This window comes from Acetivibrio straminisolvens JCM 21531 (assembly GCF_000521465.1).
Classification (GTDB): domain Bacteria; phylum Bacillota; class Clostridia; order Acetivibrionales; family Acetivibrionaceae; genus Hungateiclostridium; species Hungateiclostridium straminisolvens.
Window position 1 is genome coordinate 19250 of record NZ_BAVR01000022.1, and the last position, 17482, is coordinate 36731.

A 17482-nucleotide genomic window follows, 5' to 3' on the forward strand; every position below is an offset into this window, starting at 1 on the left:
CCTCCTGAACTTGATACTTTAACTTAGTCCGCACATTTCTATGCTATTACTAAATCTATAACAGTTTATCATATTGTGCACTGCTTGTCAATCCGGCAATTTTGCTCCAAATTGTATTAATGTTTGATAGATAACTTGTCATTACTGGAACTCGCAGGGATTCCACAAATATTTGTTCAAGTTTATTTTCCCGCTTTCATCAAAAATTATGCCTTCTTGTTCAAGCAATTTTTTCTGCTCAAACGGGCCTCCAAAAGCGAATCCCGAGCTAATTTCGCCGTTTCTGTTCACAACCCTGTGACAGGGAACTTCACCATAATATGGATTTTTGTGAAGGGCCCACCCCACAATTTTGCCCTTCCCGGAGTTCCCAACATTCTGGCAATTTGCCCATAGGTTGCAACTTTACCCGCAGGAATCTTTTTTACAATCTCGTATACCTTTTCAAAATAGGACATATTCTATCCCCCGTTCTTGCAAACAAAAAATCCTTTCGCTCTTTGGCAACGGCCGGTTAAATGTCATACTGTCGTAAACACTAACAAGAGTCAACCCGCTCCACGTTATGATTTTTTTCAATTCATCTACCTCATAGCATCTCTCATAATGAACTTCATCATACTTATTATAGTGCTGACCTTCCTTGACAAAAAACGTAATGTCAAACTCACAAATTTTTCTTTTGCTATCAAAATGGTTTTGCCATACATAGGTTATTTCATCGGAGATATCATAAAACACATTATCCTTAAGTATTTTTTTAAACTTGTAAGGACTATTGATATCAAATATAAAAAGTCCCCCGGGATTTAAATAATTTTTTACAAGCTTCATAAGTTTTTTTACATCTTTTATGTAAGTCAAATAGTTTATACTATCCATCAGGCACACAATCGCATCGACAGTACCATACAGCTCAAAATTCGCCATATCCTGATTAAGAAAAAGAATATCCCTTCCATAGGACTTCTTTTTAGCACAGTCCAACATATCCGGTGACGAATCTATGCCTATCATTTCATAGCCTTTTTTGTCCATCTCAATGCAAAAATTGCCCGTACCGCATCCGAGATCAGCTATCAAAGACGGCTTTAGCCCATTTATTTCAAAAATTTTCTCAATATAGTCCGCCCACTCTTTATAATCCACATCGTACATTAATTTATCATATATATAAGCAAAATCCCTATAGATACTTTCCACCCCCCTGCAAACCGGCCATCGGGATATGGCCATAGGCAGAAATAATTATAACACAAATTCCGAAAAAGCGTCAAAGCGGGATGTATTTTATCCAATACACCCCGCCTCAAAAGTCATAGAAGCTTATTCATTATGTATTCTTACACAGAATTACGCTTTCCGAAATTAAGCTTGCTGACTCTTTTCCATCTGCATCATCTTTTTCCTTTTGGTAATAAGACCGCCAATACGTCCCGTCTCTTTGGCCGTCAGGCTCTTCCATCCATTTTTGCTGACCTTGTCAAAAAGCCCCAATTCCGTTATTATTTCATACTTCAATTTTTCATCTATGTTTCCAATTTCCCTTACACCTCCCGCTTATTGTGTGAAAAATTGCAATGTTTAATCTTAGTATGTGTAAAACATAAAACAATATGCATCCAAAAGTTCTTTTTAGGAGGTGTATAAAAAAGCTCAATATCAGTGAATTTGCTCGCGTATTACTTCAATAGCCTTTTTAAGCTGGGCATCATCTTCTCTCGGCACTTGCGAAACGGGCAAGTTTGAATACTTTTCATTCAGTTCAACCACTATGTCCGGCTGTATTCCTTCTTTGTGTATGCACACACCGGAAGGAGTAAAATATCTTGCTACAGTCACCTTTAGGCCCGACCCGTCTTGAAGCTCCTGCACTGCCTGAACAAGTCCTTTTCCAAAAGTTTTCGTTCCTATCAAAGTCCCTTTATCGTGATCCTTTACAGCCCCGGACAAAATTTCTGAAGCACTGGCACTATAACCGTTGACGAGTATTGCCAAAGGTATATCAAGCTCCTTTGAATCCGATTTTCTCTCGCTTCTATTGCCCAATTTATCTTCAGTATAAACAATCAGCCTTCCGGAAGCAACCGGTCTGCTATGGCACAAACCTCGTTGTAGTCTCCGCCGGGATTATCTCTCAAATCTATTATCAATCCTTTTATATTTTTATCAAGAAGTCCATTTAGATGATTTCCAAAGTATTTTGCCATCTCACTGTCAAACATATTGATTTTTATATATCCAATGTTCCCATCTATTACCTCACTGGTTATGTTCTCTATTTTTATCTTTTTTCTAATTATGTCAAAATCCAAATATGTCCCTTCCGAAGGTCTGAAAACCGTAATCTTGACCTTGGTATTCTCCTCACCCTTAATCATACTGATAATATAATCTTGATCGCTTATAGTCGTAACATCTTGGTCGTCAACTTTGACTATCTTGTCTCCCGACATTATGCCTCATCTTTTGCCGGAGACTCGGGAAATGCTTCCACCACAGTCAACAGCCCTTCTGCGTCCATAGTTAACGATACACCTATACCCACATAGCTTCCCGATGTGTTTTCAGTAAAAACTTTCATTTGCTCTTTTGTAAAGTATACAGTATAAGGGTCCTTTAAAGCACTAACCATTCCTGCAATAGACCCTTCGAGCATATCATTCTGATTAACTTCCTCGTAATAATATGTATTAAGAAGTCTTTTTACTTCGTTATATTTTTTGATATTCTCAAAATCAACACCGCTTTTGTCAAAAGTTATTGCATAATCGGGATCAAATTTCTTTTTCGATTTTTGTTCAAAAACCTTGGCTTCTTCCTCGGACAGAATGATATAATTCGGATTTCTATAATGCCATTGAAGAAAGCCATATGCAGTTACCGTCGAAGAAAGCAATGCAACCAAAATAATAGGTAAAATCTTTGATGAAAAAATACTTTTATTCAATTTAATAACACTCCCTTAAAATTTTATGAATCACAACTCCCGCCACTTATAGAAGTGAGGAACATTTATCGCCTCGTTATATTATATCATATGCCTGATTTATTAATAATATTTTTATTGCGAAAATAAAACTCGTACCGAAAGAAGTACGAGCTTTATTATAATCGGTTGTCTTATTGTTTTACGGCTTTACATAGTCTAAAGGATTTACCGGAGTACCGTTTTTCCTTACCTCAAAGTGCAAGTGAGGTCCTGTGGAAAGTCCGGTGCTTCCAACTTTTGCAATTGTATCTCCCGCGTTAACCGAATCACCCACTTTTACAAGCAGCTTGCTGCAATGAGCATACAATGTGGAAATCCCGCCGCCATGGTCAACAACCACTGTATAGCCGTATCCGTTCTGCCACCCCGCCATTATAACTACTCCTTTGTTGGCAGAAACTATTGATGTTCCGCTACTGGCTGAAATATCTATACCTGTATGCATTTTATACACTTTAAGTATAGGATGAAGTCTGTTTCCGAAGTAGGACGAAATCTTTGAGCTGCTCGGCACAGGCCAACGCATGGTTCCGCCGGCATAACTACCGCTTTGCTGAAGTCTTCTTATCTGATTGGCAAGCTCATTTGACTGCCTTATCAACTCATTTTCCTGTTGTTCAAGTTTTTTAAGCTGTGCATTTATACTGCTGATTTCACTATCGAGCTTTGACCTTGCAACACTCAATTCATTTAATGCTTTTAACGATTGTTCAGCCTTCTCTTTAATAGTATCCCGTTTGTCGACTGCAAGCTTCTTTTTAAACTCAACATCTTCTTTGGCCTGTTTGATATCCTCAATTATCTCTTTATCCCTTTTGCTTATGGCAGCAACAAGCTCAAATTTATTCAAGAAGTCAATAAAGTTTTCCGATTCTGCCAGCGCTTGAATATATGTAGCTCCGGAATTTTGATACATTACATTAATTCTGACCTTAAGAAGCTCCATCTGTTTATTGTAACGTTCTTCACTTTCCTTTATTGCTGCATCTATTTCTTCTATATGTTTATTTAATTCTTCAACCTGTTGATTTAAGGAATTATATTCTTTACTCTTCTGTTCTTGTTCCGATTCTATTTTTTTCTTCTCACTCTCAACCGAATTTAGCTTTTGCTTCTCCTGCTTCTTTTGATTTGTAATGTTGTTTAATTTGCTGTCAACCGTATTTTTCTCCTTTTGTACATCAGAAACGGTTTTACCAAATGCGGGTACCATTAACGACGATAGAATTAATGAAAACGCCACAACTATCAATACTGCCCTCTTCACTGTTTCAACCCCCTTGATTAACGCCTTGAATTTATCTTTGGTTTCCTATATTTAAATGCAAGTGTTTTACACACGCAAGTATTTCTGTATCGATATTACGCTTCCCAAAGCTCCAACAAACGCTCCCAACATACAGAAGGTAGAAATAAGCTGAAAGCTCATATCTCCCATGTTGACCAGTTCAAGCATCGCCATACCGTCCTTAATACCACTTCCTCCCACACTGTATACTATATATATTATCGCAAAGCTTACAAAGGCTCCAACCAGTCCAATTATAATGCCTTCAACAATAAAGGGCCATCTAATGAACCAGTCGGTAGCTCCTATATACTTCATTATATTAATTTCTCTTCTTCTGGCGAATACTGTAAGCTTGATAGTGTTGGAAATTATAAACACCGCTATAGCCGACAATATAATTATAAGTGCAGAACTTCCTATTTGCAAGATACGAAGTATTTTGTTCACAAAATCTATGGCCTTTTGAGAATACTGCACACTGTCTACGCCAGGATATTCTTTAAACTTTTCAACAACTTCCTCATAATCCCTGGAATTTTTAAGCTTTATAATAAACGAAACCGGCATAATACTTTCATCAAGCCCTTCAAGGATTTCCTTGTCTTCCCCAAGCATTTCCTTAGCCTTCTCAAAAGCTGCCGCTTTATCAACCATCTCAAATGATTCTATTCTATCATCGCGACTTATAGTCCACTGAAGCATTCCAACCTGATGTTCATCCATGTTTGGATTGCAAAACACCTGCATCTCCGGCTGTTCCTTCAAAAATCGGGTATTGTGCTCTATATTTGTAGTTACAACCAGAAAAAATCCCAGTATTATGAGAGAAGCCGAAACAACCCCCATTGAAGCAAGGGACATAAGAACATTTCTATATGTATTTACAAAACCTTCTTTAATAATGTATTTGGTGGTTCTTAACTTCATCTTCGTACTGTCCTTTCTCCTGATCTCTTACTATTACTCCTCTGTCAATGGCTATTACACGCTTTTTCATCGCATCCACGATGCTCTTTTCATGTGTGGCAACAATCACCGTAGTTCCTCTGTAGTTTACTTCCGCAAGAAGCTTCATAATCTCCCAAGATGTCTCAGGGTCAAGATTTCCGGTGGGCTCATCGGCAATCAAAAGAGCCGGGTTGTTTACCAGTGCCCGTGCCAAAGCCACCCTTTGCTGCTCACCCCCGGACAATTGATTGGGATAAGCTTTGGCTTTCTTGCTAAGTCCAACCAGCGCAAGCGCCATAGGCACTTGTCTCCTTATCTCTTTAGGAAGTGCCTCGGTAATCTGCATCGCAAACTCCACATTTTCATATACGGTTTTATTGGGAAGAAGTCTAAAATCCTGAAATACGACTCCAAGACTCCTCCTTAAAAGGGGTATTTCTTTTCTGCTCATTTTAGAAAGCTCATAACCGTTTACAAAAACTTCTCCTTCTGTAGGATCTTCTTCCTTTAAGATAAGTTTAAGCAAAGTAGACTTACCCGACCCGCTAGGGCCTACAAAAAACGCAAATTCGCCTTTATTTATAGTAAGGTTAATATTACTTAACGCTAATGTTCCATTTGGATACTTTTTTGAAACTGACCTATACTCTACACGTTGACCTCCTTAAAGGCAATCGTCCGGATTTTAATCCAGAATATTTTATCTTTCGTGCAATATTTTATCTTATTAATTCATTTTTTGCAATTGCCGATAAACAATTGCGAACATTTAAAAACAACTCCTCTAAGTTTAAATAATCCTCCAAGCTGCTACACAAGGCCATGATTGCTGTCAAGATACTTTTTCACCAACATGGCAACCTTAAATATTATTGCATCGTCAAACAACCGAAGATCCAGTCCGGTGATTTTTTGAATCTTATCCAATCTGTATACAAGAGTGTTTCTATGGACATAAAGCTGTCTTGAAGTCTCACTCACATTGAGATTGTTCTCAAAAAATTTGGTAATCGTATGCATCGTCTCGGAATCTAAAGATTCAAAGGACCCTTCCTTAAATACCTCTCTTAAAAACAGGTTGCATAACGTCGGCGGGAGTTGGTATATTAGCCTGCCAATCCCCAGTTTGTTATAATCAATAATACTTTTTTCACTGTCAAAAATACCTCCGATAAGAAGCGCCATCTGTGCTTCCTTGAAGGAACGCCCTATATCTTTTATGTCGTCGACAACTGTACCGATTCCCACCCTTGCCTTTATCATTCCCTCCGTGGACAGGGTGTCAATTATAACTTTGGAAATCTTGTTTATTTCCTTGTAGTCATAGTCGGGCTTCAACTCTTTTATAAACACCATTGCGTTATCGTCAAGCACTATGACAAAGTCTTTGTTCTTAACGGGAAAAAGCCCTTCTACTATCTCATGGGCATAAACATCTTTTGTCTTTTCGGTCTCTATGAGAAAAACTACTCTATTTACATTGTTTTGAAGATGGAGTTCTCTAGCTCTCAAAGTGATGTCCCCAGGAAGGATATTGTCCAGTATTATTCCTTTTATAAAACTGATCTTATCATATTTCTCGTCAAAATAGCTCTTCATGTTAATGGTATTGATTGAAATCAACGCAAGAAATTTCTGGCTATTTGCGCATTCCGAACTAATAAACGTAATGAATTCGAGTTTGTTTTTTATATATACTTTTTGAAAAGTCTGTCCTTCAATTACTACAAACTGATCCTTAGACCTTATTACCTCAGACACCAAAGGATTACTCTGTCCCACTTTTTTTTTCATTTGAGCATGCCAGAATAAGTCCGGTATCGTCCATTATTCCAAACTCCGAATCAATTACGTCCTTTATTTGATTTACGAGATTCTGATATAGCTTTATAGACATTTTAATCCTTCCTTTTTTATAGCTGGTATAAAGCAAAGAGCATTAACTTTCAACCCTATATTTTATTATACACAAAATAAAATAAAAAGGAAAGATTCAAATAAATCTTTCCTTTTTTATTTATACTCATTATTAGTTCATAATAGTTTTTTCTGTCTCTTTATCAAAGAGATGAATCTTGTTGGTATCAAAAGCAACCTTAATTACATCGCCAGGTCTTGCTTTTGTTCTCGGATTAACTCTTGCAGTAAACTCAATATCATCTATTACCATATAAAGCAATGTTTCCGAACCAAGCATTTCAACAACTTCAACTCTTGCATCTACAGTGCTGTCAGCCATTGACTCAAGATAAATAGCTTCATCATGAACGTTTTCAGGACGTATACCCATTACTACTTCTTTACCTACATATTCACTTCCTTCAAGCTTCTTAGCTTTTCCTTCCGGAAGCTTGATATCTTGTTTTCCAAACAAGAGGTGCATTTCATCTCCGCGCTTTTCAACCTTTGCATTTACAAAGTTCATTTGCGGGCTTCCGATAAATCCTGCAACGAACATATTGCAAGGTCTTTCATAAAGATTTGTCGGAGTATCAACCTGTTGAATGTATCCGTCCTTCATAACAACAATTCTTGTACCCATGGTCAAAGCTTCTGTCTGGTCGTGGGTAACGTAGATAAATGTTGTCTGAAGCTTCTGATGCAGCTTGCTGATTTCTGTTCTCATCTGAACTCTGAGCTTTGCATCAAGGTTTGACAGAGGCTCATCCATCAAGAATACCTTAGGGTCACGAACTATAGCACGGCCTAACGCAACCCTCTGTCTCTGACCTCCGGACAATGCCTTCGGCTTTCTTTCAAGCAAGTGTTCTATATCAAGAATCTTTGCAGCTTCAAGAACTCTTCTCTTAATCTCATCTTTCGGAACCTTTCTGAGCTTCAATCCGAAAGCCATATTGTCAAATACGGACATATGAGGATACAAAGCATAGTTCTGGAAAACCATTGCGATATCTCTATCCTTTGGTGCCACATCGTTGACCAGTTTGTCTCCTATGTAAAGCTCACCTTCTGAAATCTCTTCCAATCCGGCAACCATTCTCAATGTCGTAGTTTTTCCGCATCCAGATGGTCCTACCAATATAATAAATTCCTTATCTTCAATGTCTAAGTTAAAGTCATTTACCGCAGTAACTCCACCTGGATACCTTTTGTATATGCCTTTTAGTTTAACGCTTGCCATTTCTTTCCCTCCCAATTATTTACGAGCATTAGTTTCAATGATATTAATATAACATGTAATCCAATCCTTCAACTAGTATACAATTTCACAAAAATTATTTGAGTATTTAGTTACTTTGCATAAAGGTAAACCTATATTTTATGCCGCTAATACATCTGCCCCAAAGCCTTTATGTACTTGTATCGGAAAAGTATTTTAGAAGCTTTAGAGTTTTGGTAATATTTGCTGTAAACCTATTGTTATGCAAACGCAAATTTGATAAAAATCAATATTGAATTTTTATGCATGAGAATGTATAATTATAAAATCAATTGACAATTTTATGATTATTGATTTATTACAAAGAACTTTTTTGTTGGGAGGATGTTTAAATGGCGAATGTAGGAATCATAGGAGCTACCGGCTATGTTGGAATAGAAATAGTGCGTCTTCTACAAAACCATCCGGATATAAATATTACTTCTGTCGTATCCCATAGCTTTGCAGGACAGAAAATATCGGATGTATATCCGCACCTCAAAATATTTTTGACATGGAATGCGACGAGCTTGATATAGATAAAATTGCCGATAAGGCTGAGGTTTTTGTTACCGCACTTCCCCACGGTATATCAAAAGAAGTAATACCAAAGCTTATTGAAAAGGGTAAAAGAATAGTTGACCACAGCGGTGATTTTCGTTATAAGTCTGTAGAAGTGTATGAAAAATGGTACAACACCACCCATGGAATGCCTCATCTACTCGATCTTTCAGTGTACGGTTTGCCCGAGCTTCACAGGGAAGAAATAAAAAATGCTCAGATAGTAGGCAATCCCGGTTGTTATCCTACATGCTCAATATTGGGACTTGCACCTTTAATTAAAAACAGACTTGTTGACACAAAAAACATTATAATCGACGCTGCCTCGGGAGTTTCGGGAGCCGGAAGGAAGACTGATCTTCCCTACCAGTTCTGCGAGTGTACCGAAAATTTCAAAGCATACAATGTTTCTACCCACAGGCATACCTCTGAAATTGAGCAGGAGCTTTCTCTTTTAGCGGGCGAGGAACTTACCGTTTCCTTTACACCTCACCTTGTGCCCATGAAAAGAGGAATGCTTGCAACCATTTATGCAAATTTGAATTGTGAAAAATCAACATCGGAATTAATCGAGCTGTATAAGGAATATTATAAAAATGAATATTTTGTCAGGATACTGGATGAAGGTAAACTTCCCGAAACAAAATTCGTAGCAGGGTCAAACTTTATTGATATCGGCCTTGTTGTAGATAAGCGCCTAAACAGAGTTATTGTTCTCTCTGCCATTGACAATTTAGGTAAAGGTGCTGCCGGTCAGGCTGTTCAGGATCTCAATATAATGTTCGGACTTCCAGAACACAGAGGACTTGAAAATTCCGGTCTCTACCTATAATAACGATTAAATAAAATATTTATGTTTGGAGGGTATTGTTTTGGAAACATCAATGGAGACAGTTATAAAAAAAGCTGAAATACTTATAGAGGCTCTTCCCTATATTCAGAAACTTTACGGTAAAACAGTGGTTATAAAATACGGCGGAAATGCTATGATAAACGAAGAGCTTAAAACATCTGTAATGGAAGATATAACTCTTCTTAAATATATTGGAATGAATCCGGTGGTTGTCCACGGCGGCGGGCCGGATATTAACAAAGCTCTTGACAAATTCAACATCAAAAGCCAGTTTGTCAACGGGCTTAGACTGACAGACAAGGCAACAATGGATGTTGCACAGATGGTGCTTGTGGGCAAAACCAACAAAGAAATTGTTTCAATATTGAACCAGATGGGCGGAAAAGCTATCGGACTATGCGGTATTGACGGAAATATCATAGAATGCGAGCAATATAAAACAATGGTAGATGGTAAGGAAACAGACCTTGGATATGTCGGAAAAATAACAAATATCAATTCAAAGTTGATTGAGCTCCTGGCAAAGGATGAATACATTCCTGTAATTGCTCCTATAGGAATCGGCAAGGACGGACAAAGCTACAATATCAATGCCGACACCGTTGCCGGAGAGGTATCTGCTGCTTTAAAGGCAGAAAAACTAATGCTCCTTACGGATGTCCCGGGAGTCAAAAAAAGTAAAGACTCTGATGAAATATTACCTGCCCTAACGTCAGCGGAGGCTCTTGACCTCATCGACAAAAAAATCATTGACGGCGGGATGATTCCTAAGGTATTGGGATGTATTGAAGCCCTCGAAAAAGGGGTAGGAAGAACCCACATCATAGACGGAAGAATTCCTCATTGTTTGCTGCTTGAGATATTTACAAACAAAGGAATCGGGACTATGATCATGAAGGAAAGGATACTTTATCATACCCGTGAAAAACTATAAAATTTACATATTATATAATATGTATTATATAAATAACAATAAATAATTAAAAATTATAAGGAATTTTATCAAATTTTGAAGGATTTTAGACTTTTATAAAGAATAATTTAATCAATATTGTCCAATCACCATTACCATGGGGAGGATTGATCCTTTTGAAGAAAGACGTAGCATCAAAGGTTCTTAAAGAGGGAATGGTTGTAAATACAAAGCTTAAAAACAGCAACATTTGGATTCGGAATATAGTTTATAAAGCTGAAAAAAATATGATATCCGTTGCGTTGTTAAACGAATATCTTGAAAATATTATAATGCTGGGACAGTCTATTACAATAAAGTACTCCAGCGAACATAGCGAGATTTTGTTTGAAGGTGAAATAGTGAAAATCAGGCCGGAGTACCCCAGTTATATAACAATAGATATAAAAGATGTTAAGGAAATTAAGAATACAAGGGTTTTCCCTCGCCATGATGTTTATTTGGGTGCAACTGTAAGGATCCCTGACTCCCCTAAGGAACGGTTTGTTATAATACACAACATAAGCTATGTCGGAATGGCATTTTACTCTAAGGACTATTTCGAAATTGACAAAGGTGAACTTGATTTTTCAATTTTTCTTCCAAACAAGCAGTCAATAAATACCCGTGGAAAAATAAACAGAATTTCACCTAAGACTGACTTTGCCGATTACGGTCTGCAATATACGGCTATGACGGAAGAAAGCAATAATATCCTTTCTTTCTTTTTCAATTTAGTTGATGATGAAAAAATCAAACTTCGTGAAGATTTCATTAATCAAGTCAGAAAGCATCTTTAATATTGCTTATGTTTGTTTCAAAATATAGTTAGCTGCTTTGTGGCGTTTTATTCGGCAGCCTAAAATGCATTTTTATTTCTTTTTGCTTTCATAAATAGCGGTTTGGATTTTATCTTTAATAATTCAAATAACTCTTCAATTTCATCTTTTCTTTTTTTCCCAATAACATTGCTAAGAGTTTTCCTTTCGATTGAGCCAAGGTGTTTCTTTTCATGTCATTATGGAAGTACTCTTTTAGAATTTAACCGTGTTGAGTTTAATATTATCTATTGCATTTTTATACATTTTTCTGTATAATTATTAGTATTATTTTTTATCGGGGAGGGTTTTCTATGAAACTAGAAGAAATTATCAATTTGGACAAAAAATACTTTATGAATACATTCGGAAACAGAACCCCTGTATGCTTTTCCCACGGAAAAGGAATCAATCTCTGGGACATAGACGGAAACAAGTACTATGACTTTCTTGGCGGCATAGCGGTAAGCGCTTTGGGACATTCACACCCCAAGCTTGTCGATGCCATAAAGCAGCAGGCTGAAAAGCTCATACATTGTTCCAATCTCTATTACATAGAGTCCCAGGCAAAGCTTGCAGAAAAACTTGTGAGCATCTCTTGTGCCGACAGGGTATTTTTTGCAAACAGCGGTGCGGAAGCAAACGAAGGAGCAATTAAACTTGCACGAATCTATTTTAAAAAGAAAGGAATGCCGGAAAAGTACGAAATCATAACTTTAGAAAAGTCTTTCCACGGAAGAACTCTTGCCACCATCGCCGCAACCGGCCAGGACAAATACCAAAAACCCTACTCTCCTCTCACTCCAAGCTTTTTGAAAGTGCCAATAAACGATCTTGACGCTCTCGAAAAAGCAATAAACGGTTCAACCTGCGCAGTAATGATTGAGCCTATACAGGGTGAAAGCGGAGTAAACCTTACCTCTCTGGAGTATTTGAAAGGCGTACGCAAGCTTTGTGATGAAAAAGGCATACTCCTTATCTTTGATGAAGTTCAGTGCGGTCTGGGCCGTACGGGAAAGCTCTTTGCATATGAGCATTTCGGTGTGGAGCCTGACATATTCACGCTTGCAAAAGCTTTGGGAGGCGGATTCCCAATAGGTGCACTCTGTGCCAAGGAACACGTGCAAGTGCTTTTGAACCAGGAGACCACGGTTCGACCTTTGGAGGCAATCCTCTCGCATGTACAGCGGCACTGGCAGTTTTGGATGCTCTGATAAACGATGGACTCGTGGAAAACTCGGCAAAAATGGGAGACTACTTTATGAAGAGGCTCTCGGAGCTTGCCGAAAAATACAGCATTATTCAAGACGTAAGAGGCAAAGGTCTCATGATAGGTATTCAGCTTTCGACAGATGCAGCAGTGGAAATTAGAAACAAATGTTTCGATAAGGGCTATTTGGTTGGAAGCGTAGGCAAGAATATCATAAGGATGCTGCCTCCTCTGATTGTTACTGAGCAAGACATTGACGGCATGATAGATACGCTGGACAGTGTATTTCAAGCATATTAAATTTAATTAAAAATATAGACTTTTATAATATTTTTTATATTTAAAATAATATTAGTTTAAGGAGTTTGAGAAATGAAGTCAGTTTTAGTTTTGGAAGATGGAACATATTTTACGGGAGAAGCCTTCGGTAAGGCTGGAGAAGCAATTGGAGAAATCGCTTTTAACACATGCATGACAGGTTATCAGGAAATACTGACCAACCCGTCATACAACGGTCAAATAGTTGCTATGACCTATCCATTGATTGGAAATTACGGTTTCAACCGGTATGATAACGAATCCGACAAAACCCACGTTCAGGGATTCATAGTTAAGGAGCTTTCGGATACACCTACCAACTGGCGTTGTGAAATCACTCCTGAGGAATATTTCGTTTCCAACGGAATTGTCGGCATCAAAGGTATTGACACAAGAACCCTCACCAAACACATTAGGAGCAAAGGCAGTATGTACTGTATAATTTCCACCGAGTCGGGAAATATAGATTTGCTCCTTGAAAAGCTTATGAAAAAGAAGACAGAAAAGAAGAGCTCAGTAATGGAGGTATCTACAAAATCTCCCATCCACAAGCCCGGCAGAGGAAAACGTGTGGTGGTGATGGACTTTGGTGTAAAACACAGTATTATAAAATCATTAGAGAAAATTAACTGCGATATATATATTCTTCCGGCTTCATCGTCGGCAAATGAAATTATGAGCTATAATCCCGACGGTATACTTTTATCCAACGGACCTGGGGACCCATCCGAACTTCCGTTTGTCAAGTCCACCGTACAAGAACTCATAGGCAAAAAGCCAATGCTTGGAATCGGATTGGGGCACCAGCTTTTAGGCCTCGCCCTTGGTGGTAAAATCATTAAGCTTCCGTTCGGTCATCACGGTTCAAATCAACCTGTCAGGGATTATATCAAAGGAAGATGCTATGTAACTTCTCAATGCCACAATTATGCGCTGGAAAATGACTTTAGCGATGAAATACTTGTTACCCATATAAATATTAATGATAATACTGTAGAAGGCTTTAGACACAAACATTATCCAATCTTGGGAGTTCAATATCACCCCAAAGCCGTTTTAGGACAGGATGATTCTTCATACGTATTTGACGACTTTATTAAAATGATAGACGGACAACCTATAATCTAATTGAGTCTTTGTGCATGGAGGTAATTATGCCAAAAATAGATAAAATAAAAAAGGTCCTTGTTATTGGTTCGGGACCTATAGTTATCGGTCAGGCTGCCGAATTTGACTATTCGGGGACGCAGGCTTGTAAAGCTCTAAGAGAAGAAGGCATCGAAGTCGTTCTTGTAAACAGCAACCCTGCGACAATAATGACCGATACCCAATCAGCAGATAAAGTATATATAGAACCCATTACCCTTGATTTCGTCAAAAGAATAATCAAAAGAGAAAAGCCTGATGGAATTTTAGCCTCTTTGGGCGGTCAGACAGGCTTGAATATGGCAGTAGAATTGGCGGAAGACGGGATCTTGGAGGAAATGGGAATCGAGCTTCTGGGTACATCCCTGGAGTCAATTAAAAAGGCCGAAGATAGGGAACTTTTTAAGAAGACTATGCAGGAAATAGGTGAAAAAGTACCCTTAAGCACAATTTCAACCGATCTTGACAGCGCCATTAAATTTGCCGAAGAAGTCGGCTTTCCTATTATCATTCGCCCGGCTTATACATTAGGAGGCTCCGGCGGCGGTATTGCCCATAATATGGACGAATTCAAATATATTTGCGGTAAAGGGCTAAAGCTTAGCCTCATACATCAGGTTCTTTTAGAGCAAAGTGTTGCAGGCTGGAAGGAAATTGAATATGAGGTTATAAGGGACGGTGCCGACAACAGCATTATAATATGTAACATGGAAAACTTTGACCCTGTCGGGGTTCACACCGGTGACAGCATTGTTGTTGCCCCATGCCAGACTTTGTCGGATGTTGAAGCCAGATGTTAAGATCTGCTTCATTGAAGATTATTCGTGCTCTTAATATAAAAGGCGGCTGCAATATTCAGTATGCACTAAACCCCAACAGCTTTGAATATGTTGTAATTGAGGTAAACCCAAGGGTAAGCCGTTCCAGCGCCCTTGCTTCCAAGGCAACCGGATACCCTATTGCGCGTGTTGCAGCCAAAATTGCAATCGGTCTTAACCTTGATGAAATCAAAAACTCGGTTACTCAGAATACTTACGCATGTTTTGAACCTTCAATCGACTATGTGGTTACAAAGGTGCCCCGTTGGCCTTTTGACAAATTCTCCAATGCCGACAGGTCGCTAGGTACCCAGATGAAGGCAACGGGTGAAGTAATGGCCATAGGCAGAACCTTTGAAGAGTCCCTGCTAAAAGCTATTGACTCCCTTGATATAAAAATGAATTATCAACTTGGTCTAAGCCTTTTTGATAACAAAACCGTAGAGGAACTTGTTGACTTTATCAAGACACCAAGTGACGAAAGAATTTTTGCCATCTGCAAAGCACTCCAAAAAGGAGTATCTTCAGATGAAATCAGCAATATAACAAAAATCGACATATTCTTTGTAAAGAAACTTGAAAAAATCGTCAGGATGGCGGAAGAGATTAAAAATGCCGGTATCGCATGGCTCGATTATGATCTTTACTCCAGAGCAAAAAAGACCGGTTTTGGAGACTCATATATAGCAAATCTCATAAATGTGCCTCTTGATACGGTCTTGGAACTTAGAAGCAAATACCCTATTCGCCCGGTATATAAAATTGTTGATACTTGTGCCGGTGAATTTGAAGCTGTAACTCCGTACTACTATTCAACTTACGAAGAAACCGATGACGTAATTGTATCCGATAAAAGGAAGGTTATAGTTATAGGTTCAGGCCCTATAAGGATAGGTCAGGGTATTGAGTTTGACTACTGCAGTGTTCGCTCTGTGAAGACTTTAAGGGAACTGGGAATCGAATCAATTATAATAAACAACAACCCTGAGACGGTAAGTACCGATTTTGATACATCCGATAAATTGTATTTTGAGCCCCTTACCAAGGAATGTGTCCTTGATATAATTGAAAAGGAAAATCCTCTTGGCGTAATTGTTCAATTTGGAGGCCAGACTTCAATAAACCTTGCGGGAACACTGGCAAAAGAAGGAGTAAACATTCTCGGCACCTCGGTCGAAAGCATTGATATTGCTGAAGACAGGGATAGATTCCTAAATCTTTTGGAAGAGCTGGGAATACCATTGCCGGAGGGCGATACAGCTTTCTCCTTTGAAGAAGCAAAGGAAATAGCTCAAAGAATCGGATATCCCGTTCTTGTAAGGCCATCATATGTTCTCGGCGGCAGAGCGATGGAAGTGGTATATAATGATGAGACCCTCAAAGAATATATGCAGCTTGCTGTCGGCCTCTCAACAAAACATCCTATTCTGATAGACAAGTATGTAGAAGGCAAAGAAGTTGAAGTGGACGGTATTTGTGACGGTGAAGATGTACTGATTCCGGGAATTATGGAGCATATTGAAAGAGCCGGAGTTCATTCCGGAGACAGTATTTCAATATATCCTCCCCAAACGCTTGATGAAGATACGAAGAACACCGTTGTAGACTATACCGTAAGGCTGGCAAAGGCATTGAAAATAGTTGGTCTGTTTAATATTCAGTTTGTTATAGACCGTCATAATAAAGTATACGTAATAGAAGTTAATCCTCGTGCGAGCCGTACAATTCCTGTAATGAGCAAGGTAACCGGAATTCCTATGGTTGATGTTGCCACAAAGTTTATCATGGGATATAAAATGAGGGACTTAGGATATACTCCCGGACTTTACAAAGAGTCTGAATTTGTAGCTGTAAAGGCTCCTGTATTCTCCTTTGCAAAACTCACCACTGTTGATACGTTCCTTGGACCGGAAATGAAGTCCACCGGTGAGGTAATGGGAATTTCAAAGGATTATCATATAGCATTATACAAAGCGCTTGTTGCGTCCGGACTTAAAATTCCATCCGGCGGAAGCGTACTTCTTTCGGTAGCCGACAGAGATAAAACGGAATGTATTGAGATTGCTCAGGCTCTTTCGGACTTAGGCTTTAACCTGGTCGCTTCTGAGGCACATACACCAATCTCTCCGGTGTCGGCATAGAAGTAGATATGGTATCGGATGATGAAATGATTGAAATGATAAAGAAAGACAAAATATCTCTGGTAATCAATACTCCAACCCGGGGTAAAATACCTGAAAGACTTGGTTTTATACTAAGAAGAACAGCTATTGAGTATAATATTCCATGTATTACTTCTCTGGATACTGCAAGATCAATGATATCAATTCTGGAACACATGACATCCGGAGAAGAAACTGAAATATATTCACTGGATGAATATTCAAATTAAAACGCAGTAAAAAAACAAACGGG

General features: G+C 38.5%; 9 protein-coding genes and 7 pseudogenes. 6 read left to right on the forward strand and 10 right to left on the reverse strand.

Going from position 1 to position 17482, the window contains the following annotated elements:
* Positions 1–141 precede the first annotated feature (141 nt).
* From JCM21531_RS07540 to JCM21531_RS07580, 10 genes and pseudogenes are all read right to left on the reverse strand, one after another.
* Positions 142–458, reverse strand: a pseudogene (locus tag JCM21531_RS07540) (MGMT family protein).
* Positions 445–1203 carry a class I SAM-dependent DNA methyltransferase gene (locus JCM21531_RS07545; RefSeq protein WP_243467390.1) on the reverse strand — a complete coding sequence of 253 codons (759 nt, stop codon included), beginning with the start codon at positions 1201–1203 and terminating at the stop codon, positions 445–447. Before JCM21531_RS07545 ends, JCM21531_RS07540 begins: the two are co-directional and overlap by 14 nt.
* Positions 1204–1368: 165 nt before the next feature.
* Positions 1369–1542: an alpha/beta-type small acid-soluble spore protein gene (locus JCM21531_RS07550; RefSeq protein WP_038288790.1), complete on the reverse strand. Its 174-nt coding sequence runs from the start codon at positions 1540–1542 to the stop codon at positions 1369–1371.
* Between the two features lie 120 nt (positions 1543–1662).
* Positions 1663–2456: pseudogene (locus JCM21531_RS24400) on the reverse strand (S41 family peptidase).
* Complete coding sequence (locus JCM21531_RS21305) at positions 2456–2950, reverse strand: S41 family peptidase (RefSeq protein ID WP_243467394.1); 495 nt, start codon at positions 2948–2950, stop codon at positions 2456–2458. Before JCM21531_RS21305 ends, JCM21531_RS24400 begins: the two are co-directional and overlap by 1 nt.
* A 181-nt stretch (positions 2951–3131) precedes the next feature.
* Positions 3132–4259 (reverse strand): murein hydrolase activator EnvC family protein, encoded by a 1128-nt coding sequence (locus JCM21531_RS07560; RefSeq protein WP_038288792.1) that lies wholly within the window; start codon positions 4257–4259, stop codon positions 3132–3134.
* Between the two features lie 66 nt (positions 4260–4325).
* Positions 4326–5210: a permease-like cell division protein FtsX gene (ftsX, locus tag JCM21531_RS07565; RefSeq protein ID WP_038288794.1), complete on the reverse strand. Its 885-nt coding sequence runs from the start codon at positions 5208–5210 to the stop codon at positions 4326–4328.
* Positions 5179–5883 (reverse strand): annotated as a pseudogene (gene ftsE, locus JCM21531_RS07570) (cell division ATP-binding protein FtsE); the annotation flags it as partial. The pseudogene ftsE and the gene ftsX, both read right to left, overlap by 32 nt.
* 158 nt (positions 5884–6041) lie before the next feature.
* A pseudogene (locus JCM21531_RS07575) lies at positions 6042–7128 on the reverse strand (PucR family transcriptional regulator).
* A gap of 132 nt (positions 7129–7260) precedes the next feature.
* Positions 7261–8373 (reverse strand): ABC transporter ATP-binding protein, encoded by a 1113-nt coding sequence (locus JCM21531_RS07580; protein ID WP_038288796.1) that lies wholly within the window; start codon positions 8371–8373, stop codon positions 7261–7263.
* A gap of 371 nt (positions 8374–8744) precedes the next feature.
* Here JCM21531_RS07580 and argC point away from each other — a divergent pair.
* From argC to carB, 6 genes and pseudogenes are all read left to right on the forward strand, one after another.
* Positions 8745–9784, forward strand: a pseudogene (gene argC / locus JCM21531_RS07585) (N-acetyl-gamma-glutamyl-phosphate reductase).
* A 40-nt stretch (positions 9785–9824) separates the two neighbouring features.
* Entirely contained in the window at positions 9825–10739 is a 915-nt protein-coding gene (gene argB / locus JCM21531_RS07590; RefSeq protein WP_173400177.1) for an acetylglutamate kinase, read from the forward strand.
* A 155-nt stretch (positions 10740–10894) separates the two neighbouring features.
* A complete protein-coding gene (locus tag JCM21531_RS07595; protein WP_038288798.1) occupies positions 10895–11557 on the forward strand; it encodes a PilZ domain-containing protein in 663 nt (220 codons plus the stop codon).
* Positions 11558–11889: 332 nt separating this feature from the next.
* Positions 11890–13085, forward strand: a pseudogene (locus tag JCM21531_RS07600) (acetylornithine transaminase).
* Between the two features lie 72 nt (positions 13086–13157).
* A complete protein-coding gene (carA, locus tag JCM21531_RS07605) occupies positions 13158–14231 on the forward strand; it encodes a glutamine-hydrolyzing carbamoyl-phosphate synthase small subunit (protein ID WP_038288800.1) in 1074 nt (357 codons plus the stop codon).
* Positions 14232–14257: 26 nt separating this feature from the next.
* Positions 14258–17459 (forward strand): annotated as a pseudogene (gene carB / locus JCM21531_RS07610) (carbamoyl-phosphate synthase large subunit).
* The last annotated feature ends 23 nt before the right edge of the window (positions 17460–17482 follow it).